This is a genomic window from Planococcus sp. ANT_H30, from assembly GCF_008369335.1.
Lineage (GTDB): Bacteria > Bacillota > Bacilli > Bacillales_A > Planococcaceae > Planococcus > Planococcus kocurii.
The window spans coordinates 135,453-159,866 of the sequence record NZ_VOBJ01000003.1 but is presented as its reverse complement, the minus strand read 5'-3'; the positions used below and the strand labels follow the sequence as shown (position 1 = coordinate 159,866).

27 protein-coding genes are annotated in these 24,414 nt (G+C 40.2%); 21 read left to right on the top strand and 6 right to left on the bottom strand.

Annotated elements, in window-relative coordinates:
* Positions 1-28 precede the first annotated feature (28 nt).
* On the bottom strand, positions 29-1,132 hold the full coding sequence (locus tag FQ085_RS09215) for an S-layer homology domain-containing protein (RefSeq protein ID WP_058386511.1): 1,104 nt from the start codon (positions 1,130-1,132) through the stop codon (positions 29-31).
* 289 nt (positions 1,133-1,421) lie between these two features.
* On the opposite strand from FQ085_RS09215, the gene FQ085_RS09210 reads away from it, so the two are divergent.
* The 5 genes from FQ085_RS09210 to FQ085_RS09190 all read left to right on the top strand — a co-directional run bounded on the left by FQ085_RS09210 (position 1,422) and on the right by FQ085_RS09190 (position 5,212).
* Positions 1,422-1,703, top strand: a complete 282-nt coding sequence (locus FQ085_RS09210; protein WP_058386510.1) for a hypothetical protein — start codon at positions 1,422-1,424, stop codon at positions 1,701-1,703.
* A gap of 90 nt (positions 1,704-1,793) precedes the next feature.
* Positions 1,794-2,885 carry an AI-2E family transporter gene (locus tag FQ085_RS09205; protein ID WP_058386509.1) on the top strand — a complete coding sequence of 364 codons (1,092 nt, stop codon included), beginning with the start codon at positions 1,794-1,796 and terminating at the stop codon, positions 2,883-2,885.
* A 113-nt stretch (positions 2,886-2,998) separates the two neighbouring features.
* The gene (locus tag FQ085_RS09200; RefSeq protein ID WP_058386508.1) at positions 2,999-3,784 is read left to right on the top strand and encodes a transporter substrate-binding domain-containing protein; all 786 of its coding nucleotides are present in this window, start codon (positions 2,999-3,001) and stop codon (positions 3,782-3,784) included.
* 58 nt (positions 3,785-3,842) lie between these two features.
* Positions 3,843-4,487, top strand: a complete 645-nt coding sequence (locus FQ085_RS09195) for an amino acid ABC transporter permease (RefSeq protein ID WP_058386507.1) — start codon at positions 3,843-3,845, stop codon at positions 4,485-4,487.
* Complete coding sequence (locus FQ085_RS09190) at positions 4,484-5,212, top strand: amino acid ABC transporter ATP-binding protein (RefSeq protein WP_058386506.1); 729 nt, start codon at positions 4,484-4,486, stop codon at positions 5,210-5,212. Before FQ085_RS09195 ends, FQ085_RS09190 begins: the two co-directional genes overlap by 4 nt.
* A 223-nt stretch (positions 5,213-5,435) precedes the next feature.
* Here the strand turns inward: FQ085_RS09190 and FQ085_RS09185 are convergent, their stop codons facing one another.
* Positions 5,436-5,876, bottom strand: a complete 441-nt coding sequence (locus FQ085_RS09185; RefSeq protein WP_058386505.1) for a peptidylprolyl isomerase — start codon at positions 5,874-5,876, stop codon at positions 5,436-5,438.
* A gap of 342 nt (positions 5,877-6,218) precedes the next feature.
* Here FQ085_RS09185 and FQ085_RS09180 point away from each other — a divergent pair, with 342 nt between their 5' ends.
* Complete coding sequence (locus tag FQ085_RS09180; protein ID WP_058386504.1) at positions 6,219-7,205, top strand: NAD(P)/FAD-dependent oxidoreductase; 987 nt, start codon at positions 6,219-6,221, stop codon at positions 7,203-7,205.
* 40 nt (positions 7,206-7,245) lie between these two features.
* Here the strand turns inward: FQ085_RS09180 and FQ085_RS09175 are convergent, their stop codons facing one another.
* A complete protein-coding gene (locus FQ085_RS09175; protein ID WP_058386503.1) occupies positions 7,246-8,745 on the bottom strand; it encodes a BCCT family transporter in 1,500 nt (499 codons plus the stop codon).
* 240 nt (positions 8,746-8,985) lie between these two features.
* On the opposite strand from FQ085_RS09175, the gene FQ085_RS09170 reads away from it, so the two are divergent.
* From FQ085_RS09170 to FQ085_RS09135, 9 genes are all read left to right on the top strand, one after another.
* Positions 8,986-9,780: a LysM peptidoglycan-binding domain-containing protein gene (locus FQ085_RS09170; RefSeq protein WP_058386502.1), complete on the top strand. Its 795-nt coding sequence runs from the start codon at positions 8,986-8,988 to the stop codon at positions 9,778-9,780.
* 161 nt (positions 9,781-9,941) lie between these two features.
* Positions 9,942-10,694, top strand: coding sequence for a gluconate 2-dehydrogenase subunit 3 family protein (locus tag FQ085_RS09165; RefSeq protein WP_058386501.1), 753 nt, complete (start codon positions 9,942-9,944; stop codon positions 10,692-10,694).
* Positions 10,695-10,713: 19 nt separating this feature from the next.
* Positions 10,714-12,426: a GMC family oxidoreductase gene (locus FQ085_RS09160; RefSeq protein ID WP_149456433.1), complete on the top strand. Its 1,713-nt coding sequence runs from the start codon at positions 10,714-10,716 to the stop codon at positions 12,424-12,426.
* Between the two features lie 18 nt (positions 12,427-12,444).
* Entirely contained in the window at positions 12,445-12,669 is a 225-nt protein-coding gene (tatA, locus tag FQ085_RS09155; RefSeq protein WP_058386499.1) for a twin-arginine translocase TatA/TatE family subunit, read from the top strand.
* 10 nt (positions 12,670-12,679) lie between these two features.
* Positions 12,680-13,534, top strand: a complete 855-nt coding sequence (gene tatC / locus FQ085_RS09150) for a twin-arginine translocase subunit TatC (RefSeq protein ID WP_149456432.1) — start codon at positions 12,680-12,682, stop codon at positions 13,532-13,534.
* Between the two features lie 621 nt (positions 13,535-14,155).
* Positions 14,156-14,629, top strand: a complete 474-nt coding sequence (locus tag FQ085_RS09145) for a GNAT family N-acetyltransferase (protein WP_058386496.1) — start codon at positions 14,156-14,158, stop codon at positions 14,627-14,629.
* Positions 14,630-14,803: 174 nt separating this feature from the next.
* Complete coding sequence (locus FQ085_RS09140; protein ID WP_316833999.1) at positions 14,804-15,217, top strand: NUDIX hydrolase; 414 nt, start codon at positions 14,804-14,806, stop codon at positions 15,215-15,217.
* A gap of 76 nt (positions 15,218-15,293) precedes the next feature.
* The gene (locus tag FQ085_RS18045; RefSeq protein ID WP_169793166.1) at positions 15,294-15,461 is read left to right on the top strand and encodes a hypothetical protein; all 168 of its coding nucleotides are present in this window, start codon (positions 15,294-15,296) and stop codon (positions 15,459-15,461) included.
* A gap of 57 nt (positions 15,462-15,518) precedes the next feature.
* Positions 15,519-16,460: a magnesium transporter CorA family protein gene (locus FQ085_RS09135; RefSeq protein ID WP_058386495.1), complete on the top strand. Its 942-nt coding sequence runs from the start codon at positions 15,519-15,521 to the stop codon at positions 16,458-16,460.
* 32 nt (positions 16,461-16,492) lie between these two features.
* Here FQ085_RS09135 and FQ085_RS09130 read toward each other — a convergent pair whose 3' ends face one another.
* Positions 16,493-16,804 carry a hypothetical protein gene (locus FQ085_RS09130; RefSeq protein WP_058386494.1) on the bottom strand — a complete coding sequence of 104 codons (312 nt, stop codon included), beginning with the start codon at positions 16,802-16,804 and terminating at the stop codon, positions 16,493-16,495.
* Between the two features lie 171 nt (positions 16,805-16,975).
* Here FQ085_RS09130 and FQ085_RS18040 point away from each other — a divergent pair, with 171 nt between their 5' ends.
* Together FQ085_RS18040 and abc-f are read left to right on the top strand one after the other, a co-directional pair.
* Complete coding sequence (locus tag FQ085_RS18040) at positions 16,976-17,113, top strand: hypothetical protein (protein ID WP_156423932.1); 138 nt, start codon at positions 16,976-16,978, stop codon at positions 17,111-17,113.
* Between the two features lie 92 nt (positions 17,114-17,205).
* Complete coding sequence (gene abc-f, locus FQ085_RS09125; protein ID WP_058386493.1) at positions 17,206-18,837, top strand: ribosomal protection-like ABC-F family protein; 1,632 nt, start codon at positions 17,206-17,208, stop codon at positions 18,835-18,837.
* A gap of 54 nt (positions 18,838-18,891) precedes the next feature.
* Here abc-f and FQ085_RS09120 read toward each other — a convergent pair whose 3' ends face one another.
* Entirely contained in the window at positions 18,892-19,221 is a 330-nt protein-coding gene (locus FQ085_RS09120; protein ID WP_058386492.1) for a winged helix-turn-helix transcriptional regulator, read from the bottom strand.
* A 133-nt stretch (positions 19,222-19,354) separates the two neighbouring features.
* On the opposite strand from FQ085_RS09120, the gene FQ085_RS09115 reads away from it, so the two are divergent.
* On the top strand, positions 19,355-20,203 hold the full coding sequence (locus tag FQ085_RS09115; protein ID WP_058386491.1) for a VOC family protein: 849 nt from the start codon (positions 19,355-19,357) through the stop codon (positions 20,201-20,203).
* Between the two features lie 380 nt (positions 20,204-20,583).
* Here the strand turns inward: FQ085_RS09115 and FQ085_RS09110 are convergent, their stop codons facing one another.
* Positions 20,584-20,844: a hypothetical protein gene (locus FQ085_RS09110; protein WP_058386490.1), complete on the bottom strand. Its 261-nt coding sequence runs from the start codon at positions 20,842-20,844 to the stop codon at positions 20,584-20,586.
* 139 nt (positions 20,845-20,983) lie between these two features.
* Between FQ085_RS09110 and FQ085_RS09105 the strand changes: the two genes are divergently transcribed.
* The 3 genes from FQ085_RS09105 to FQ085_RS09095 all read left to right on the top strand — a co-directional run bounded on the left by FQ085_RS09105 (position 20,984) and on the right by FQ085_RS09095 (position 24,412).
* Positions 20,984-22,066: an NAD(P)H-dependent flavin oxidoreductase gene (locus tag FQ085_RS09105; RefSeq protein ID WP_149456431.1), complete on the top strand. Its 1,083-nt coding sequence runs from the start codon at positions 20,984-20,986 to the stop codon at positions 22,064-22,066.
* Between the two features lie 86 nt (positions 22,067-22,152).
* Positions 22,153-22,986: a DUF368 domain-containing protein gene (locus FQ085_RS09100; protein WP_058386488.1), complete on the top strand. Its 834-nt coding sequence runs from the start codon at positions 22,153-22,155 to the stop codon at positions 22,984-22,986.
* Positions 22,987-23,284: 298 nt separating this feature from the next.
* On the top strand, positions 23,285-24,412 hold the full coding sequence (locus tag FQ085_RS09095) for a CAP domain-containing protein (protein ID WP_149456430.1): 1,128 nt from the start codon (positions 23,285-23,287) through the stop codon (positions 24,410-24,412).
* The last annotated feature ends 2 nt before the right edge of the window (positions 24,413-24,414 follow it).

The window sequence follows — 24,414 nt, the reverse complement described above, 5'->3', positions numbered from 1 at the left end:
CGAGCATTTTTTTGCTTATTAGGTGCAATTAGATTGTCCAGCGATCGTTGACAATCGCTATTAACTGCCAATCACCACTACTGTTCTTTTCAAATACCATATTCAGGCTTTGCCAATCCATTTGTCCATACCGGTCTGTACCTGGGTAATAGTATTCGACAATCGTTGCTTGAGGATACAGCTGATGAATAAACTCGTGTGTAGTTGGTTGGATGGTCTGCCCATATCGCTCTTTAGCGGTGTAGGTCGCATTCATCAAGTACGCACTGTAATACTTAGCTGGTGTCAACTTGATTTCAAATCCGCTACCATCTTGATAACCCCATAGATAATTAGTGGAGTTTTTCATAAAGTTAGGTAACTGGGATTTGGTAAAAGTGACGCCACCACTATCGATGCAGCCACCGCTGTAAGGACAGAAAGTTAATCCGTCTGTTGAACTCACATAAGTTGCCACGTCACTAAATTTTTTGGCTTTCAGATCTGCCAAAATGTCGTTAGCTGTCATAAGCAATTCCTGTTTTTCAGGAATAAAAGACGGCTCGATCGCGCGTGCCAGAAATGCAGAAAATTGAGCGCGCGTTACTGGAACATCGGGGCGGAACGTATTATTCGAATAGCCACGTGCAACACCTTGGTGGGCAAGTCTTGATACGGCATCAAATGCAAAATGATTTGCACTCATGTCTTTAAACGTATTAGCCGGAGCTTCTGGGAAATAGAAGGCTCTGTCAAGCATTGCAACCGTTTGGGCACGAGTGACGGTCCAGTTTGGGCGGAAATAATTGTTCGGGAAACCGAAAACGATTCCCTCTTCAACGGCCGAAGCGATATAACCTGAGAACCGATTATTGGCAGATACATCTCTAAAGCCGGTCGAGCGGGAAGTGTCGTCTAAATTTAAGGCACGTCCAATCATCGCGACAGCGTGGGCCCGTGTAACAGGATCGTTTGGTCGGAAGGTGCCATCACGGTAACCGTTGATGATTCCTTCTTCGTACAAGTAAGCAATTTCAAAAGCGAACGGGTGGCTGGCATACACATCGTCAAACAAAACAATCGCTTTGGCGGGAGACAAAAACGAACTGAACATCAGGATGACAGCAGCAATTAAAGACAACAAAGTCTTCATATTGATCCCTCCCTATTTGATCTTATTTTACCACATCATAAAGATAAAAGTAACAAATAATTGTTATATAAAATAATAAATTAAGATTAATTTAACCAGCTACGCTTATGTAACTAAAGTGCTTGTGTTCAAAGATAAATACAAAAAACGAGGCGGTAGTTCTAGGCGGAATTCCGTTGTGAGAGAAAATTTACAGCGAGCTAAGTTCTGTTTAGTTAGTTTAGAAAGCAGATAACGGGTATATAAAAGGAAGTGAGAAAATATATGTATTTTTATGGGGGAATTATGGATGAAGAAATCGACAATAAACACACTTATTGGCAGCGCACTTGCAGCAGCCTCTGGAATTTTTGTCTACCGCGCATACCAAGAAAGAAATGCCGTGCGTGTAGAACCGGATATAGATATGTACAATAGTTCAGAAATTGACGAACGCGAAAGTGTAGATGCTCTAGATGACTCCGCTGAGAAGGGCTTGTCTCAGTTAGATTCAGCTTACCGGGATGAATGGCAAGCCAATGCATTTCCACAAACTCATAAAGAAATGCGAGAGCTTGAAGAAGACAACTAAAAAGATGACCACGAGCGAAAGCAAAAGTTCTTTTTGCTTTCGCTTTTCTGTGTCGGAAATTCTTTGGATAAAAGAGAGGTGGGGAAAATTTTGTGGATTAAAAAACCGTTTTTTGAATACACAACGGCAATCTTGCTCGTTGCCATTACTTTGTTCTTTTTAGGAAAGATCGATTATATTTTTGAGCCATTGCAAATCATCGTCGCAACTATTTTTGCTCCTATTTTAATCGGTGGACTTCTTTATTACCTACTGCGTCCATTTGTGAAGGGACTGATGCGTTATGTATCTAAAATTATAGGAATTGGAATCGTCTTTGCAATCATTATTTTAACTTTATCTACCTTGCTTTATTTCTTCGGTCCTGTCATCACCAATCAAGTCGAAAGTTTGGCGAACTTAGCGCCTTCAAAAGTTGAAGAAGTAACCGAGGAATCGAATGATTTACTGGCTGATTTTAAATTAGGTGGAGTTACAGGCCCGGAGATAAAAGCGGGAGCTTTGAACTTTTTGGAAAACCTTTCAGAAAGCTTATTAAATAATGTCATGACTATTTTAACGACAGTCATGAATGTTGCGATTGTGCTAATCGTTGTCCCTTTTGTTCTGTTCTTTCTATTAAAAGATGACGAAAAGTTTATTCCGCATTTGACAAAGTATTTGCCTGAGGAACATAAGCCGGAAGGCGAAAAACTATTGAAGGATGTTGATCGGACCCTTTCTGCATTTATTGTCGGTCAAGCGATTGTTGCTGCGGTTGTTGGGACTTTCATGTATATCGGCTATTTAATTATTGGATTGGATTATGCCCTTAGTTTAGCAATTTTTGCGATGTTCTTAATTATCGTTCCGTTTTTAGGTCCGCTGATTGGGATTATTCCTGCCCTGTTTGTCGCTTTAATGAGTGGCGATATATGGATGGCGGTAAAGGTGATTTTGGTTTTACTAGTCGTACAGCAGCTCGAAGGGAATTTGGTGACACCCAATATTATGAGCAACCGATTAAACATTCATCCGTTGACAATTATCTTGTTGCTAATGATTGCCGGCGCTTTGTATGGATTTATTGGCATTTTGATTGCTATTCCGACATATGCAGTAGTGAAAACGCTCGTTCATAACTTCCGACTATTTAACCGTTTGTGGAAAAAAAGGAAAGTTGTGAACAAAGAGGTCATTTAGTCCCTTTATTTTTGCTAAATGTTAGTTATTTTCTATCAAAGGTTCTGAAATTAAGAAAATTGTGATATATTAATGTTCAGAAGGATTGAAAATTGAAAAAAGGGGGATTTAAAATGAAGAAATGGAGTCTTTTAGTACTATTGCTAGCAATGATGTTCGTCATTGCTGCCTGTGGATCGGATGAAGCTGAAGAAGATGCGACAAGTGATGACGGGAGCAGTAAAGCAGAAAAATACACAGTAGGAATCGACACAACTTATCCGCCATTCGAATTTGAAGTGGACGGAGAATATACAGGAATCGATATCGATTTGATTACAGCAATTGCTGAAAACCAAGGTTTTGAAATTGAATTCAGCCCTATGGACTTTGGTGGGATTATTCCTGCATTGCAAGCAGATCAATTGGACGTGGCGATTGCTGGTATGAGTATTACAGATGAGCGTAAAGCAGTAGTCGATTTTTCGGACCCTTACTTTGATGCAGGATTGTCTCTTGTTGTCGCAGAAGGTAATAATGAAATTACATCGTTAGACGATTTAGAAGGCAAAACAGTTGCTGTTAAGAGTGGAACAACTGGTGCTCAGTTTGCTCGCGATAACGAAGCAAAATATGGCTACACAGTAGCACAGTTCGAAGATAGCCCATCTATGTTCCAAGAAGTTTCAAACGGCAATGCAGCAGTATTGCTAGAAGATTACCCAGTTATTGCTTATGCAATTGCTGAAAGTGGACTTGCTTTAGAAACAGTAGGAGATCGTTTAACTGGAGATCAGTACGGAATTGCTGTATTAAAAGGGGAAAATGCAGAAGTTCTTGAGCAAATCAATGCAGGTCTTCAAGAGTTGCGTGATAGCGGTAAATACGATGAAATTTTAGCGAAGTATATTGCAGAATAAAAAATAAATGTAGCGCGCATAAGCGCGCTGCATTTTTTTATTCAAAGGAGATGTGAAAATGGATACGATTGTTAATGCCTTTCCGTATTTAATGGAAGGTCTGAAAGTAACGTTATATATATTTGCGATTGCCATTGTCCTTGGATTTTTAATCGGTTTAATTGTTGCGTTGTTTAGACTGGCGCCGTTGAAAATTTTGAATTGGATTGCGAAAATTTTTGTTGATGCGATTCGCGGAACACCATTTATTGTCCAGTTATTCTTTATCTATTTCGGTTTGAACTCTTTAGCTTTTATTTCTTTGGATAATACGACTGCTGGTATTGTAACGGTAGCGATTAATGCAGGTGCTTACTTCTCAGAAATCATTCGTGCAGGTATTCAGTCGATTGATAAAGGACAGACAGAAGCTGCGCGGTCACTTGGATTGAATTCAACGCAAAATATGCGCTATATCATTTTGCCTCAAGCTTTCAGACGAATGCTGCCAACGATCACGAACCAAGCGATTATTTCATTGAAAGATACGTCTTTGCTATCGGTCATTGGGGTGGCAGATTTGACGCAAGAAGGACGTATTCAGGCCAGCGCCACATTTGATGCGTTTAATGTGTACTTAATCCTAGGAATTATATACTTCGTCATCATATACTTGCTCTCCATGCTGGCGAGCTATGTAGAAAGGAAGTTTGTTTTACGATGACTATGATACGAGTAGAAAACTTAAAAAAATCATTCGGCAAGCTGGAAGTTATAAAAGATATGAGTACAGTTGTAGAAGAAAAAGAAGTTATTTGTGTCATTGGTCCTTCTGGTTCGGGAAAAAGCACCTTTCTTCGCTGCTTAAACCGACTAGAGGAAATTACAGGTGGTCATGTTTATATCGAAGAAACGGATATTACAGATCCGAAAGTAGATATCAATAAAATTCGTCAAGACGTCGGAATGGTGTTTCAGCAATTTAATCTGTTTCCTCACAAATCGGTTTTGGAAAACGTCATTCTAGCACCGATGAAAGTAAAAAAAGGGGACAGAAAATCCGCTGAGAAAAAGGCCTATGAATTGTTAGACAAAGTTGGACTTCGTGAAAAAGCGAAGGCGTATCCAGGCGAACTTTCCGGCGGTCAAAAGCAGCGTGTGGCAATTGCTCGCGCACTGGCAATGGATCCGAAAATCATGTTGTTTGATGAACCAACTTCAGCACTCGACCCGGAGATGGTAGGCGATGTGCTAGATGTTATGAAGCAACTAGCGCGCGAAGGGATGACCATGGTCGTTGTGACACATGAAATGGGGTTCGCCGCTGAAATGGGTGACCGCGTGTTGTTTATTGACGGAGGTTATATTGTTGAAGAAAACGTACCGAAAGAATTGTTCGGCAATCCACAACATGAGCGGACAAAAGCGTTTTTGAGTAAAGTATTGTAGAGAAATGCGCCTCTGGGCGTATTTTTTTATGGATTTTAGCGTTTGGACAGTATTTGGTGCGAATTGGACAGTATTTGCTCAAATCGGACAGTATTTCATTCCATTCCGACAGTATTTACAACAAACTCGACAGTATTTGAAAAATATGGAATAAAACAATGTGAAATGCCCAAACAAAAACCGGTCTGGATTGGAATCCAGACCGGTTTGCGTTCAATCGCTTTTATTCTTCGTCAAAAACGTGAACTTTTGTCATTTTGTCGCCATTACTCATTGCTTTAGCCGTTTCAAGTCCTGAAGTCACTTGGCCGAAAACAGTGTGAACGCCGTCAAGATGCGGTTGTGGTGCGTGAACGATAAAGAATTGGCTTGAACCTGTGTCTTTACCAGCATGTGCCATTGAAAGGCTTCCTGCTTGGTGCTTACGTGGGTTGCCTTGAGTTTCACATTTGATTGTTTTGCCGCTGCCGCCAGCACCAGTACCAGTTGGGTCGCCGCCTTGGCTTACAAAGCCAGGAATTACGCGGTGGAATGTTACGTCATTGTAGAAACCTGAGTTTGCAAGGTCCTCAAAGTTTTTAACCGTGTTGGGTGCTTCGTTCGGGAAAAGTTCGAATTCGATGATTTCGCCGTTTTCCATGTGGATGTGTCCTTTTTTCGCCATGTGTAAACATCTCCTTTATAATTGGTTCATTTCCCAGTATATCGATTTTTTGGGTGGCTGTATAATCATTTGCCACATTATAAGGCTTTTAATGAACCGCCTTCTATGACAAGCAAATCCCAATGCTGTTGCTTTACCTAAACCTTTCATAACGACAACTACTTTTTGTTAAGTCCTAAGTCCGTTGCATTCATCCTTTTATCTGTATCTACCCTCCAGTTTATGGGTGGAATACAGAGTATTCAAACTTTTCTTTTTTTAATTTCCGTCATAAGTCCAATGGCGTGAAATGGGGGTAAATATGATAGGATATAGGTATTGAGTAGATTAGGAGTGTTATAAATGGAAGAACGCGAAGTTTTTGATATAACGATTATCGGCGGCGGGCCAACGGGCTTGTTTGCTTCCTTTTACGGCGGTATGCGCAAAATGAAAGTGAAAATCATCGACAGTTTGCCACAGCTTGGTGGTCAGCTGACTGAACTATATCCGGATAAATTCATTTACGATATTGGTGGATTTCCCAAAATATTAGCAAAAGATTTAGTGGATAATTTAGTTCAACAAGCAAAATACGGAGATCCTGAAATTTGTTTAGAGGAATCGGTAACAGCTGCTGAACGTCATGGTGATCATTTTGTGATTCAAACAGACAAAGGTCTCCATTACACAAAAGTAATTTTATTGACTGCTGGCGTTGGAGCATTCCAACCTCGCAAACTTGCAGTTGAAGGATGCGAAGCGTTCGAAGGGAAATCGCTGCATTACGGCGTAAAAGATTTAACGGTCTTCAGCGATAAAAAAGTAGTGGTTCTAGGCGGAGGCGATTCAGCAGTCGACTGGTCGATGATGCTTGAAAACGTCGCATCGCATGTAACGCTAAGCCACCGCAGAGAGAAAATGACTGCACACGAAGCAAACATTGATGTCTTAATGGCATCAAAAGTAGAGGTGAAAAAGCCATTTGGTGTCAAAGAGTTGGTCGGTGAAAATGGCCAGGTCCGTGAGCTTATACTGATTGATAAAGAGGGCAACGAAGAACGCCTTGAAGTCGATCATGTAATTTGTAACTACGGTAATATCACTTCTCTAGGTGCCATTAAAGAATGGGGTCTTGAGATGGATAAAAACTCCGTCATCGTTAATTCTAAGATGGAAACAAGTATTCCGGGTATTTATGCGGCAGGTGACATCGCCACGTACGATGGCAAAGTGAAATTAATCGCGGTAGGTTTCGGCGAAGCACCGACAGCCATCAACAACGCTAAGTCTTATTTGGATCCAAAATCGAAAGTTCAACCATTGCATAGTACGAGCGTTTTCAAATAAAAGAGAAAAGATCCGGTACCTTTTAAAGGTGCCGGATCTTTTATTGCCTTTTTTTGTTTTTTACGAGGGGGTCATATGAAGCAGCCTTTAAAAATGAAATGCCCATTAAAATAATAACGACTGAAAAAGGCAATGCCGCAATGATTAATGCGTTTTGAAGACCTTGTGTGCCGCCGGTATAAATAACGATTGCGGCAACTGCTGATTGAATTAAGCCCCACGTAATCTTCACCAAGTTTGGCGGATTCAACATGCCACCGGTCGTTTGCATGCCGAGAACAAATGTAGCTGAATCGGCAGAAGTGATAAAAAAGATGGCGATAACAACCAATGTAATAATGGATAGTAAAGTTCCAAGTGGATAATAGTGCAATACACCAAAAGTGGCTGTTTCTAAACTATACTCAGAAATTTTGGCAATATTGTTTTGTTCTAAATTCAATGCAGAAACGCCAAATACTGCGAAAAAGATGAAACAAACGAGTGAAGGTACTAGTAAAACACCTAGCATAAACTCCTTAACTGTGCGCCCACGCGAAATACGAGCGATAAAAATACCGACAAACGGTGCCCATGAAATCCACCAAGCCCAGTAAAATACGGTCCAGGCATTAACCCAAGTACGACGTTCCTCATTAACTGGCTCGAGATTAAAGCTCATGGAAAAGAAGTTTGTTAAATAACCGCCAATAGCATCAGAGAACGAATTGAAGATATAAAGTGTAGGTCCAACAATCAATAACAGAAGAAGCAGAACAAACGCCAAAATCATATTAATATTGCTCAAATATTTAATGCCACGCCCAATACCGGACCAAGCAGAAGCGATGAAAAGAACCGTAGCCACCGCAAGAATCAACACTTGGAATGTAAATGTATTGGGGGTACCAAAAAGAAACGAAATTCCTTCATTGATTTGAGCAGATCCGAATCCAAGTGTTGAAGCTACACCGATAACAGTTGCAAAGACGGCCAACACATCAATCATTTTACCAAGTGGTCCAGCCATTAGTTTTTCACCGAACAAAGGAATTAACGTCGCGCTGATCAACCCAGGTGCATCGTTATGGAATTTGAAATAAGCCAAAACCAATGCGACGATTCCGTAAATTGCCCATGCATGCAGACCCCAATGAAAAAATGAGAATTGCATTGCTTCTTGGATTGCTTCGTTAGATCCGAGCTCAGATTTTGGAGCGCTAATGAAGGCGTGCGAAATTGGCTCGGCTGTAGTCCAGAAAACTAACCCCATACCCATTCCTGCACTAAACAACATTGAAAACCAAGAAACGAGAGAGAATTCAGGTTTGTCTTCAGGTTTCCCCAACTTTAACGTTGAAAACTTAGAAAAAATTAAATAAATACAAAAAGCTAAAATTAGAAAAACCGTCAGAAGGTAGTACCAGCCGAATGTATTTGAAATCGCAACAGTCCATTCCCCTGTTTGTGACTTGAAACTGTCAGGTGAAGACAACCCCCAAACAACCAATCCTAAACAAATTAATAATGAAGTCCAAAAAACAACCGTAACATTTTTCAAGTAGCTCTCTCCTTTAAGTTTCGTTAAATAACTTTTTAAGTTTCCCTAATTTCAATGGAATAAACGCTGTAGAATTTTTTTGTTAATAAGTCTAAGAAATCCCTTAGTTTTATTACAGTTTGTAATAAAGTCTGGATCTGTGTCATGAAATTGTGATATTCTATCTGTCGTTCTGTCATGTTCTTGACATGTCGAGGTGTTATGATCATTCCTGTTAGTGAAAAGGAGGAATTTCAATTTATGAAAAAACATATCGTTACACTAACTGCTATTGCAGTGTTAAGTGTGGGAGCAGCTACTACAGCTAGCGCTTCATCGTCATATACAGTTCAATCAGGGGATACACTCTGGGGAATTTCACAAGATAAGAACGTATCGGTAGAAAGCTTAAAGGGATGGAATAATCTATCTTCAGATTTGATCTTGCCAAGTCAAGAACTTGAAATTGATGGGCAGGCAGCAACACCAAAAACAGATAGCTCGACATATACAGTAAAATCAGGCGATACATTATTCGAAATCGCGAGTGCACACGGAATTTCATTAGATAGCTTAACGAGCTGGAATGGTATTTCAGGCTATATGATTTACCCAGGTGATACGTTGACAGTTAAAGGCGGGACTGCCGTAGCTGAAAAAGCACCTGCTAAAACAGCATCTGCACCAGCAAAGTCTACTGCACCAGCACCAACGCCAGCAAGTGCACCTGCTGAAAAAGCACCAACACAAGCTTCAACGCAAGCTGGTAAAACAATGACAGTTTCTGCAACAGCTTATACAGCTTATTGCGCAGGATGCTCAGGTACGACTGCAACAGGAATTGATCTTCGTGCAAATCCAAACCAAAAAGTAATCGCAGTAGATCCTTCAGTTATTCCACTGGGCTCTAAAGTATGGGTAGAAGGATATGGAGAAGCGATCGCTGGAGATACTGGTGGCGCAATCAAAGGCAATAAAATTGATGTCTTTATCCCAACGCAAGGCGAAGCCCTAAACTGGGGACGTAAAAACATTACTATTAAAGTATTAAACTAAACATTACTATGCTACAAAGCCGAGGTGTCCACTCCCTTGGCTTCTTTTTTTGGTCTTTTTTATGTAAAAAAATTGATTTTTACTAGTCTGGTTGCAAAAAACGGTATTAAAGGAGTATAGTAATTGTATTCAGAATATTAAAATAAAAGGAGGTTTGTGAAATGGCGGAAAAAGATAAGAATTTTTCACGGCGAGATTTTCTAAAAACTTCAGGTATTGCAACAGGTGCTTTAATTGGCGGAGGGATTATTGGTGGATTAATTGGCGCGAATACAAACAAGCAAGATAATGCGACAGATTCTTCTAGCAGTTCAGGTGGAACGAAAGAAGCTTCTAGTAGCATTAGAGGGTTAACGTTTTTTAAAAGTATGGCAGATTTTGAAGTTTTGTCTCAAGCTACGGAGCGAATTTTTCCTGAAGATGATTTAGGACCGGGTGCAATTGGTTTAGCTGTGCCTTATTTTATTGATAATCAACTAGCAGGTAGCTACGGTGAAAATTCGAAAGAATACATGCAGGCGCCATTTGCGCAAGGGGAGCCTACACAAGGTTATCAAAGTCGATTAAAGCGAAATGAGATGTTTATGCAAGGCATTCAATTAATGCAAGAAGAAGCCGACAGTCGGTTTAAAACTAAATTTGTTGATTTAGAAGGCGAACAAATGGATGAAATTTTAACAGCTTTCCAAGAAAATGAAATTAAAATGAGGGGTGTTGAATCTCAGTTCTTTTTCCGGTTATTGAGACAAGCAACTTTAGAGGGAGCTTATGCTGATCCGATTTATGGTGGAAATGCCAATATGGATGGCTGGCAAATGAAAGGCTTTCCGGGACATCAGCTTGCTTATATTAAAGACATCGAAAGTGAAGATTTTGTAGAAATCAAACCGAAATCTCTTGGCATGAATCATTAACTGAAAAGGGGGAATCGATATGGTGACAACTTTAGAAGGCGTTGATGTAGTAACCGTAGGAGTCGGGTGGACAGGTGGTATTATTGCTGCTGAATGTTCAAAAGAAGGATTGAAAGTGGTGGGACTAGAACGTGGTCGTGAGCGTGGCACTGCGGATTTTAGTATGGTCCACGATGAATACCGTTACGCTGTCCGCTATGAGTTGATGCAGGATCTGTCGAAGGAGACACTGACGTTTCGAAATAATCGTAAGCAACGCGCATTGCCAATGCGCCAATTAGGATCATTTTTACTCGGTGAAGGATTAGGCGGGGCAGGAACGCATTGGAATGGTCAAACCTGGCGTTTTCTTCCGTATGATTTTGAAATAAAAACCATGACAGATAAAAAATACGGCGCGAATAAACTATCGGCTGATTACACCATTCAAGATTGGGGAATCACTTATGATGAGTTAGAGCCTTATTTTGACCGTTTTGAAAAAACAATTGGTCTTTCAGGAGAAGATAAAAACCCGTTTTGGGGCAAGCGATCAAGTGACTTTCCAACGCCACCCATGAAAAAAACACCCATTTTGCAACGTTTTGAAAAAGCGGCAACTAATTTAGGTTATTCACCGTTTATGATGCCTTCTGCTAACTTATCAGAAGCTTACGAAAATCCAGATGGGCAGAAAATCAACGCTTGTCAATATTGTGGATTTTGTGAGCGCTTTGGCTGTGAGTACGGGGCTAAAACTTCACCGGAGATAACCGTCGTGCCAACAGCTAAAGAAACGGGTAATTATGATGTCAGATTCAATTCAAACGTTGTCGAAGTGATGAAAGAAGGAGACAAGGTAACGGGCGTAAGATACTACGACACGGTCACGTTCGAAGAATTTATACAGCCTGCAAATGTTGTTGTTCTGACCAGTTACGTCATGAATAATGCCAAATTGTTAATGGTTTCAAACATCGGTCAGCAATACGATCCGGAAACAGGTCAAGGATCTTTAGGTAAAAATTATGCATATCAAATTCTTCCGGGTGCTACAGGATTTTTTGACGAACAAATGAATACATTTATGGGCGCAGGAGCTCTTGGCATGACGATAGATGATTTTAATGGCGACACCTTTGACCATGGAGATCTTGATTTTATTCACGGTGCGAGCTTGTCTTCAACTCAAACTGGATCTCGGCCAATTCTATCTAACCCGACACCTCCAGGAACCCCGTCGTGGGGCGCAGAATTTAAAAAAGCATCAATAGAGAACTTTACAAGAACCTTAAGTGTTGGTGGCCAAGGAGCTTCGATGCCACACAAAGAGAACTTCTTAGGACTTGATGATACGTATAAGGATATTTACGGCGTTCCATTATTGCAACTGACATATAACTTTACAGACCAAGACCGTGCACTTCACAGCTATATTACGGAAAAAGCAGCTGGAATTGTGAAAGAAATGGGTGCGAAAACAGTTGCTGCAAGTGGAGAGATTACAGATTATGACATCGTGCCGTATCAGACTACTCATAATACGGGTGGAACGATAATGGGCGCAGATCCTGCTACGAGTGTAGTCAATAACTTCTTGCAACACTGGGATGCAGAAAATTTATTTGTTATAGGAGCTGGGAATTTTGCTCATAATGGCGGCTACAATCCAACAGGAACTGTCGGAGCACTGGCTTACCGTTGTGCAGAAGGTATTATTCGTTATAGCCGCGAAGGCGGATCACTTGTCTAATAAAGGAGGAAGAACAACATGGGAGGATTAGCTTCAATTGGCGTGCCGGGCTTAATCATTATTTTAGTCATTGTTTTAATTATATTTGGACCAAAAAAATTGCCCGAAATCGGTGGAGCAGTCGGGAAAACATTTTCTGAATTCAAGCGTTCAACAAAAGGCTTAATGGATGACGATGACGAAGAAACCGTCAAAAAAGAAAAGGTCGAGGATAAAGACTTAAAAAAATCTGAGAAACTATGAAGGTGGTTAGATGGATCCGTATGGAGACAAAAAATTAACAAGTCCACTGCATAAAAAAGCAGAACAGTTAGAAAACCCTGCGGAGGAGACTTCGGAAAAGGTGACGGAATCTCCTGTTCAAAAGCCAGAAGAGCCCACGGAAGAACCGGAAATGCGAGTGGAGAATTTAGTTGACCATCTAGGAGAATTGAGAAAGCAACTTATTAAAAGTGTGATTGTTTTCTTGTTCTTCCTACTAGTTGTTTTCTCAACGTTAAATTTTTGGTTTCCTTATATTGTTAAGGGAAATAATTTGGTTATTTTAGGGCCTTTGGAAGTTATTAAATTTTACACGTCAATATCCGCAACATTAGCTTTAGGATTGTCTTTACCATTTCTAATTCATTTTATCTGGCAATTTGTTAAACCAGGACTTGAAGAAAAAGAGGCTCGTTTTCTAGGTCTTTACTCTCCAGTCATGTTTTTACTGTTTGTTTTGGGACTGGCATTTGGTTACTTTATCGTCAATCCGCTCAGTTTTCAATTTTTGATTGGTTTAGGGATGGCGAATTTCGATGTCATGATTTCAGCAAATGAATACATTCACTTTTTGATTATGACAACCGTTCCGTTAGGTTTACTGTTTGAGATGCCGATTATCGCTTTATTTTTATCATCCATTGGCATATTAACTTCCGTTTCAATGAAAAAGGTCCGAAAATGGTCTTATCTAGTATTGGCCATTGTTTCAGCTTTGATCACTCCACCGGATTTTTTGAGTCAGTTGCTAGTGTTGATTCCAATGGCAGGTCTTTATGAAGCGAGTATTTTCATCATCAAGAAAACAGAAGATAAAAAAGCGATACGAGAAGAAACCGTTCAATAAAAAGAGAACTGTCCCATAAGTTCCTAAAAACAGACGGAGAAAAAGCCTTTCTTTTCTTCGTCTTTTTTTGTAGTGAGCGCCCTGAAGGCAGTTGGTAAATGCCAGCTACTTTCAGGAGATTGTGGGTCCATGCCATAATCTTGACCTCCGCGTGTACTTTATCGAGGTCCCGGAGGAGGAATCGCCGGAACAACCGATTGCCTTTGATAGGACTGAACACACTTTCTCGGTCAATTTTGCGTTATCTGTTCAAAGAGGACGTCCATCAATACTTTTCCGTGCTGTCCTTTGGGGAAGTCATCTTCGAATTTCACATAAAATGGGCCTTTCTGTAAGGCGGGGATAGGAATTTTCATTTTACAGAAATGGACGGTTTTTGTCTCCTGATTTAGGTTTAAAATAGCTGATGGGAATGGACATTTGCCCTTTCTCATAAATGTACAAAGAGGCTGCCCCTTAAAAGTCACTTTTCATGGCTTTTGGGACAGTCCTTATTTTCGTTGAATGAAAATTCTGATATTTAATGGCAATTAAACTATATCTGCTATACACTGAAAGAGCAGGGAATCGTCAGAGAATTCGGAAGTGGAAAGTGAATATCCATAATGAGGAGGATGCGACATGACAGTAGAAATCAAAGAAATCCAAGACTTAAAAGCAATGGATGTCTCAAAACTAGTGGAAGAAAGTGAAGCAGAAGGCTATCGTTTTCTAAGAAGACTTGTCGATCAGTACGAAGATGGGAGCAATACATTCAATAAAACCGCCGAAGTGTTATATGGAGTATGGGATCACCAGGATCATTTGGTAGCTATCGGTGGATTAAACCGTGATCCTTATTCCAGTAAAGAAAGTGTAGGGAGACTGCGGAGGTTCTATATTTCTACGAATGCTCGCAGACAAGGGATTGGCACAAAACTATTACAGAAAATTATTGAAGATGCAAAAGGACATTTCCATGAGCTTGTTGTTCGGACAGATTCTTCTGCTGCAGATGCCTTTTACAGAGCAAATGGATTTTCTGGAGATTTGGGATTACCAGAGGCAACTCATGGAATCGTATTAGAGCAGGAACATCGAAAAAAGGCAGAGTAATATACCCAACAAAACGGCTTACTAGAGTAAGTCGTTTTGTTTTGTCTAAAATTATTTGCATAAGCTCGTCTAGCGCGCTGAAATATGTGGTACGGTAAAAACAACTGGCAGCATAGTACTTCTTTTAGAGGACAAGAAACTGCTCAAATCGAAATAGACTTTAGGAGAGATTACATGAAAATGTCAAATTGGAAAGGCGCAGCAGGTGTCTGTGTCAACGAAAAAAACGAAGTATTATTAGTATTACAAGGCATACCTGGTGAGGAAAAGAAATGGACGGTACCAGCAGGCGGTATTGAAGGCAAGGAAACGGCAGAACAATGCTGCATGCGTGAATTCTTTGAAGAAACCGGATTGACGGTTCAAATTATAGAGAAATTGGATGCTAGAACTGGTGAATACGAGGACTCGGCCGTATCGTTTGAAGTTACTTATTTTAAAGTGAAAGTAACGGGTGGCGAAATCGTACTTCACGCTGAAGATGAGTGGATTACAGATGTAGCTTGGAAATCTATAGCTGAACTACGAGAATTAGAGCTGGCTTATCCGGATGACGCAGCGCTGATCGAATCTTTAGCAGTGCATTGATCAATTGATTTTCTTGGATTATAAAAAATCAAAACGGGTAATTATGGTATAACAACAATCCAAGGAGGTGTTTTGGGTGAAGAACGACCAGGGAAAAAAAGAAGGCGAAAGACTGATTCCAGAAGTTGAGCCACTTCGAAATATGCCGCCTGAAAAGGAAATGGACCCGATGCCAAACAGAGATTTGGAATACGAAGAAAACTCAAATGAAAAATACAGAGATCATACACCGCAAAAAGAGTAAGCAAGCCATGTACTGGCTTGCTTTTTGCATCGTATTGAATAGGAAGGGGACATAGCAATGCCGCAATATACGTTTAAACATGCAATTTGGCATGAGGAAGACGGCGTTGAAGATTATAATTTCCGTAAATTTCTTCCTAAAAATAAAAAAATGCACAATTGGATCGACCAGTCGAAAAAGACGGCTGTTAATATACTTCATACTCACACGGTGGATCGTGGCCAAGAAGCACTATGGGGATCATTGATTTACCGACAAAGCGCAAAATCCAAGGATTCACGTGAAGTTTTTCACTTTTACTTATCAGAAGAGGTCTTCGTCACGAATAAAATTGATTTTGAACAAGATGCTGATTTGGAGAAAGATGAAATTTTGCGTCAAATGGAAAACGCCACTTCTACTATAGAAATAATGAATATTATTCTTGGAGAAATGGTTGCTTCCATCTTACATAAAATAGATAGTTTTGAGGAACGTTTGCATGATTTACTATGGGCAATCAAAGAAGAAAATAATAAGAAAACCTTAGGAGAAATTGAGAATATTCGGCATGAAATTTTATTGTGGAAACATTTAATTATGGGATTTCAAGAAATTAAAATGGCGATTAAAGAAACTTTCGGTAAAAAAGTTGCAGAAGAAGTCGAATACCAACGCACGGCTGATCGGATTGATCGCTGTGTTATGCTCGTTAACGCGTATGAAGATGAAGTGAATAACATGGTTGATATCGAAAATGTAGTAGCTAATTACCGAGGCAATGAAATTATGAAAACGTTAACGGTGCTAACTACTTTATTCACGCCGGTTATGGCATGGGGAGCTCTTTGGGGAATGAATTTTGAGAACATGCCGGAGTTAAAATGGCAGATAGGCTATATCATGTCGATAGTTGTGATTATTGGTACTACCTTTGTCCTTTATCTTTATCTAAAGCGAAAAGGGTGGATGGGAGATATTCTACAGTCTATTGGTCGAACTACATCCGGGAAAAAATAAAACCACAGCGAGGCAATAGCCCCGCTGTGGTTTTATTTTGCTTTATCTCTTTCTAGCTCTTGCAGCAACTCCGTATAAACGTAAAGGTCTTGGTTTCCATGTTTTTCTACGTAATCTGTAACCAATTCTACTAAGTCCCTTCGCTGACGTTCTACAGCAACAAGCTTTTCCTTCATGGATTGTCGTTTCCACAGTTCCGCATCTTGGACATCTTCCATCTTCTCGAGCATGTCAATTTCTGCAAGTAAAACCAAAGCTTCCGTTTTTTTGTCTTCGTACTTTTTTAAAGCTTTTTCTACTTTTCGGGTGTCATTATCAAAAGTTAATCTGGAATACATAGACATATTCTGACCACCTTTCTGAGAAACCGCTGTTAATTATCATTACCCCGTTTCTTAAGAGTTATCCCTACTTCTTTCAATGAATTCAGTTGAAGGAAGAATATTCTGACGAATTGTTGACGAATTGGATATGAAATTGTATGATGATAACAATACATTAAGGAGGTGGGTAAGATGAATCAAACTGGTAAGCGCATGACAGAATGTCAAGAATATCTCTACATTCTTCATGGCGTTACTTTCACTGGAGTAGCTGGACGGGAGAAATCTGTCTTTTTTCAGCCAACAAAATCGAGTGAATACTACCAGTAAGAGATATCTGCCTACAATCGGATTTTGACAAAGGCATGCCTCTTGGCGTGCCTTTTTGTGTGCATGTCTCTTCATTAGGAAGGAAGAGCATAATGATTATTAGCCAGTTTCAACAAGTAATGTGCCATTTTGCAACGCAAAAAATATTCAATCATATAAAAGGAGAAGTCTCAGAAGGTCAACGCATTGGACTTGTCGGAAGAAACGGAGAAGGAAAGTCAACGTTATTAAATGTACTCGCGGGAACCTTACAGCCAACTGAAGGAGTCGTGACGTGGAAAAAAGGCAGTAAGATCGGTCTGTTAGAACAATCCCCTGATGAGCAGCCAGAGCAAACGGTAGAACAATTATTAAAAGCTGTGTTTTTAGCGTTAAATGCTTTGCAGGAGCAGTTAACGAAGATGGAAAAGCAGATGGAAACTGTCGATCCCGATGAAGTGGAGCGTATTCTTCTTCGTTACGGAGCGATGCAAGATGATTTTATTCAACGCGGTGGTTACGACATCGACATGAGAATCGACCAAGTGTTAAACGGGTTAAAGATTAAGTCGTTAAAATTTGCACAATGGGGACAGTTAAGCGGCGGAGAAAAAACGAAAGTGGGGTTGGCAAAGTTACTTTTGCAAAAACCAGATTTGCTCTTGCTCGACGAGCCGACAAATCATTTAGATTTAGACGCGATTGAATGGCTCGGTTCATTTATTAGCCATTATAAAGGAACGATTGTCCTTGTATCTCACGACCGCTATTTTTTGGATGAAACGGTTACGCACATTTGGGAATTGGAACAAGGTGAGTTGATTCAATACACAGGAAATTATTCGAACTATGTAAAAGAACGGGAAGCTCGCTTATTAGTAGAGTTTCAGCAATATCAAGACCAGCAAAAGAAAATTCAAAAGATGAAAGAGGCAATCAAACGATTGAAAGAATGGGCCAATCGAGCAAATCCGCCTAATGCAGGTATGCATCGGCAAGCGAAAAGCATGGAAAAAGCGTTACACCGAATTGAAGTTCTCGACCGTCCTCTGTTATCGAAAAAACAGATGGCATTAAATTTGAAAATAGACGGACGTAGTGGCAAGGATGTTGTGCATCTGGATGGAGTGTGGAAAGAATTTGGAGAGCGTATGCTGTTTCAAGACATTGCAATGCATATCCGTTACGGAGAACGAGTAGCGATTGTTGGCTCAAATGGGACAGGAAAAACGACATTGCTAAACATGATGGTTGGGAAAGAGTCAGCTGATGCCGGAGATGTAAAGTTAGGAAGTAACCTATCAATCGGCTATTTATCTCAACACACATTAGAGATGGATAATGATAGAACCGTTATAGAAGAATTTCGTGAAGCAATTGCTGTTTCGGAATACGATGCACGTCCAATGCTCGCTCAATTTTTGTTTTTTGGCAATATGGTATTTCAACCGGTGCGACAGCTTAGCGGTGGAGAGCGAATGAGGTTGCGACTCGCACAGCTGATGCATCAACATCATAATCTACTAATTTTAGACGAACCGACAAATCATTTAGATCTAGAAGCAAAAGAAGTGATGGAAGAGTCGTTGAGTGATTTTTCAGGAACGATTATTGCAGTTTCACATGATCGTTATTTTTTAGATAAGCTATTTCCTGTTACTTACTGGCTCAAAAATGAAACAATTGAACGATTTGAGGGAGGCTATTCGACTACGAGAGAAAAAGTAGCAAGTTCTATCGAATAAAAAGAAGAGCTTATCCGATTTTCGGATAAGCTCTTTTGCTAATGATCCACAAAATTATTCGTTGCTTTTTTCAGTAGGATCTATCCATACTTGCGACCAATTTTGAATTTCATCCATAACGGGTTGTAACGACCGTCCTTTTTCGGTTAAAGCATATTCAATCCGTACAGGCGTCTCAGGATAAACTGTGCGTGTAATTAAGCCTTGTGCTTCCAAGCTTTTCAGTCGTTCAGATAACAGCCGTCCACTGATACCAATGATCTCGGTTAATTCGCTAAAACGTTGGGATCCAGAAAGTAGTTGGTAAATAATCAGCCCAGTCCAGCGTTGACTGAGCAGGGAAATAGCTGTCTCGAAACGAGGGCAGATGATGGAAGTATCCATGCTCATCACTCCTTTTCTAACATAGTAGCATAAATGCCAACTATTTTAAAAGAATTTAATTACTTGACGTAATTAAGTATTTAAAATATAGTTAGTTACATAAAGTAACTAATTGAAAAGAGAGGTAAAAGCAATGAATTTTCATAACAAGCCTGTTACACATGTAGGTGAAATCGGATTGAAAGTAGTCGATATAAAGAAAATGAAAGAGTTTTACACAGAGGTAATTGGATTTGAAGTGATTTCCGAAGAACCGCATTTAGTAGCACTGGGTGCTGGCGGTAATGTATTGGTTAGACTTGAAGTAATTGAAGGGATTACATCGAAACAAGGTCGTTACACTGGGCTGTATCATCTAGCTATTTTATTGCCGACTCGACAAGCACTAGGGAAAATTCTTGTGCACCTTCATCAACAAGGAATTGAATTAGGTTCGTCTGATCATTTAGTTAGTGAAGCGTTATATATATCAGACCCAGAAGGCAATGGCATCGAAATTTATAGAGACCGTACACCAGATCATTGGAATTGGAGTAATGAGGAAGTATCGATGGCGGTAGAACCAATTGATGCACAAGGTTTAATTGAGGAAGCTCAGAAATCTCCTATGCTTTGGTGTGGACTACCCGCTGAAACGGTTATGGGTCATATTCATTTACATGTTTCGAATTTAACAGAAGCTAAAAACTTCTATACAGAAGGATTAGGGCTTGAAGTCGTTTCGAGGTTAGGACGGCAAGCGTTATTTGTCGCAGATCAAAAATACCATCATCATATTGGGTTGAATATCTGGAATGGTGAAGGAATTCCAGCGTTACCTGAGAAAGAAGCCGGGTTGAATTACTATACATTAATAATGGAGAAGGAAAATCGTGATAAAGCAATCGAAAACTTATGCTCACGAGGAACAGAAATAATCAAACGGGATGAGTATTGGGAAGTTAAAGATCCATCAGGAAATAGTATTCGTTTAGTTGTTTGATTGCAGTAAAAAGGACTGTCCCATAAATCTCTAAAATAAGACAGGCGGAGAAAAAGAGTTCCTTTTTCTCCGCCTGCTTTTTGAATTGCCGTCGAGAATATAGAAAGTAGTTATGGGTGTCAGCTACTTTCAGAAGCTTGTGGGCCAATGCCACAAGCTTAAACTCGGTTTGTACTTTTTCGAGGTCACACAGGTGAAATTTACCGAACGATCAATTGCCCTCAATAAACGAACACGCTTTCCCCGTCAGTTTTGCGTTTGCCTGAAACTTGTATCATCAATTTATTTTCGCTTTAAGCTTTGCTGTCATGCTGTCACATGCAAAAGGGACTGCGCGTAAAAAATCATTGTTCATGATCTTTTGCGGCAGCCCCTTTTTACTAATCCTGAGAAACCATGATGCAACTATTGTCTAATGAGGTATAGGCTGTAGTAGTAAATGCTGCTTGCACAGGAATTTTTGATGTTAGTTGATTTTCTTCAGGTATCTCAGGAACACGATTCTCACGTGTTTCGGTATATGCGTACATACTTTCTTGGCTGATCGCTTTTTCTAAAGGATTGCCGTAAAAAGTTAAGAGAATTAATCCACATGCTCCAACAATTAAAGTGATGCCTAAAAATGAAAGGAATCCCTTCATAGTAAATCCCGCCTTTTGTGTTTGCTTACTATACCAAACGTTGCATCTCGTAAAAAAGTTCCTTGTTGCTGTATATTGCTGTTTACGAGATACTGAGAGCATTAGCAACATGCAATCAAATGAGAGGCGGGGACTATCTGTGATTTTATTGAAAACAGAAATTTGTCAATTGCTTAAAATCGATTACCCTCTTATTCAAGCCGGTATGGCGGGGGGAACGACAACTGTTGAACTTGTTGTTGGAGTTAGTAATGCAGGGGGACTCGGCACTTTAGGGGCTGCGTATATGGCCCCGAACGCAATGCGACAAGCTATCAAAGAAATTCAATCGAAAACTGACAAGTCGTTTGGTGTTAATATTTTTGCAGCCCCAGTAAAAGATGATTTTAGCCGGTTAGCAGAAGTGCAAAAAGTATTAAATCCTTTCTTTTCAGAACTAGCTATTGGCAACCTCCAGTCAACTTATTCGTCACCTAATTGGAGCGAAGAACAGTTTGCTATTTGTATTGAAGAAGGAGTACCCATTATCAGCACAGCTTTTGGTTGTTTATCTGCTGAACAGATGGCGGTGGCTAAAGCGCGAAGGGTCAAAATTATAGTGATGGTTACGACCGTAGAAGAAGCAAAACAGGCAGAGAGTTGTGGAGCAGACATTGTCGTAGCGCAAGGAAGTGAAGCGGGAGGTCACCGCGGTACGTTTTCTCTTGCTACTCATCCGTCAGGTGCACAGGTGGGTACGCTGTCTTTAGTTCCACAGGTTGCAGATGCGGTTGGAATTCCAGTCATTGCAGCAGGAGGTATTGTGGATGGACGTGGCCTTATCGCTTCACTAGTTCTCGGGGCTCAAGGAGTTCAAATCGGTACTCGTTTCGTTAGCGCTAAAGAATCTGGAGCACATCCAGCACATAAAAAAGCGATAGTTGAAAGTGACGAGGAAAGCACAATTATAACTAAAAGCTTTTCTGGGCGACCCGCACGCGCGATTAAAAATCGCTTTATACGAGAATTTGAACAAAGCGGTATAGAGCCATTGCCATTTCCTTCTCAAAACACATTCACAAAAGATATTCGTTCAGCGGCTGCAAAATCTAACAATCCAGAATTTATGTCATTATGGGCAGGACAATCTACTAGAGGCCTGCATAAGGAAATGGCCACCGTGGACATTGTTAGAGCTATTATAGAAGAAGCAGAAACAATTTTAAACGAATCAGGTTTGTAGAGTGAACTGGTCAAAGTGATACTCGAGTTTCCAATTCACCCATGCTATACTAATAAAAGTTATTTGAAGACGAGGAGATTAGACGAATGGAATGGAAGAATATATACCGCGGCATCTTAATGGGCATCAGTGATTTGATCCCAGGAGTCAGCGGAGGCACAATTGCGTTTATTTTAGGGATTTATGACCGATTACTAGAGTCAATCAGTGGATTTTTCAGCCGTGATTGGAAAAAATATTTAGGTTTTTTAGTGCCTCTTGGCATAGGAATTGTCATTACACTGCTAGTATTCAGTCGTGTTATTGAGTATGTATTAGAGCATTATTACGAAGCGACTCAGTTTTTCTTTATGGGGCTGATCATCGGCGTTATCCCGTATATCATGAAGCAAGCAGAAGTCAAAAAGAACTTTACTGCTAGACATTTGATTGTGTTGGGTGTAATCGGAACTGCCTTGGCAGTTACAGCTTTTATCCCGACAGAAGAAAATCTGGCACCTATTACGTCGCTGACTTTACCTGTTTTCTTTTTACTGTTTTTCTCAGGTTGGTTGGCGAGTATGGCTATGCTATTGCCAGGTATCAGTGGTTCGTTCATTCTGTTGCTACTTGGTGTCTATTCGACAGCTATCAATGCGCTCTCCACTTTGAATATTCCAATCGCTTTGGCTATTGGAGCCGGTGTGATTGTTGGCTTTATTGTCAGCAGTAAAGCCATTCAGTACTTGTTAGCGCATTTTACTTATGTGACTTACGCAGCAATTATTGGCCTGATCTTAGGTTCTTTGTTTGTTGTGTTTCCTGGGTTTTCGAGCGACTTGACTACATTAATCGCTAGCTTGGTGACGTTCGTGCTTGGACTGTCCTTTACGTTACTATTTAGTTCACCTAAAAAAACGGCAATAACAGAAGAAGTATAAGTATGTAAGAAGGTGTCATCACTTGTGATGGCACCTTCAGGCTGTCGAGAAACCTCGGCAGTTTTTTTTTTTTTTTCCAGCCGCGCGTTTTCTTATTTGTAGTCAATCCTTTTTCTGTTTTTTCAAAGAAATGAGCAGGGGGAAGGAACATAAGGGTGGCTGCTTTCCGTGCCCGCGGAAAGCGTCCGTCTTATGCCCGTCGAATCTACATGGGCGCTTGCGCTTTTCGGTGTCTAAAGGCTTTTTGCTTTGTTGCTAATAGGTTTGCCAGTAAAATGAAGAGTAAGAGGTGATGCATATGCGGAAACTGTTTTGGTTGATTGTTGTGTTGCTGGCGGTTTTTTTTGCACGCCCGATTTGGGAAGAACCTGTTGGGGAATATGTCGATTTGAGTTTTTTAGATTCTGTCGATCGTACAGTTGAAAATATTGTTGAACATCCAGAAGTATCACAGGCTTTTGAAGAAGCCAAAAATTTCACATCCCGCATGGGTACCGAGTTGCAGTCACTAATTGTTTCGAGTTCGGTTGAATTGCCGGAGGCTGTAGCAAAGCCTGAACTTGTTGAGACGGATTCTTTGATTGCTGTTCATAATGTCACACTTGGTATGGACAAAAAAGAAGCTCAAGAAAAGGTCGGGTTGCCGCTTCGCTTAATGCGCAATGAATACGGAACGGATTGGCACAGCTACCATCAGGATTATCAAAATTATGTGTTATTGTCTTATGACCAAAATGACAAAGTGAATGGCATGTTTACCAACCAAGATTTATTTTCCTCAAAGGAAGGCATTACGATGTCTTCTACTAAATCGGATGTCCGTTCTTTACTTGGCACGCCATTAAAAAGTCTTCAAAAAGGAAATGTTCAATATATACTGGATACCCGGGAAGAATACGATGTTTTTAAAACCGACAATACGTACACGACAATTTTTTACGATATCCATGAAGAAGATACCGTAACTGCTGTACAAGTCGTTCATGAGGAACTTGAGAAAAAACGTCCCGAAATTTATGCAGAGCCTAATGAAAAATTAAAAGAGGGCTATGAATACTTACTTTTTGAATTAACCAATTCAGCTCGTATTCAACGAAACTTACCGCTGCTGACATGGGATGAGCAGACAATGATAACGGCTCGGAAGCATAGCGATGATATGGCAGAAAACCAATATTTTAGCCACACAAATCTGGCAGGTCAATCGCCTTTTGATCGAATGAATGAAGACGGGATTGAGTTTTTTGTGGCCGGTGAAAATTTGGCATATGGTCAATACAGCGGTGTTTTTGCACATGAAGGATTAATGAATTCCATAGGTCACCGTGAAAACATTCTTAAACCGGAGTTTAGGTATTTAGGAGTAGGAACGGCATTTAACTCAGAAAATCAGCCTTATTATACAGCAAATTTTTTCGATCGATAAAG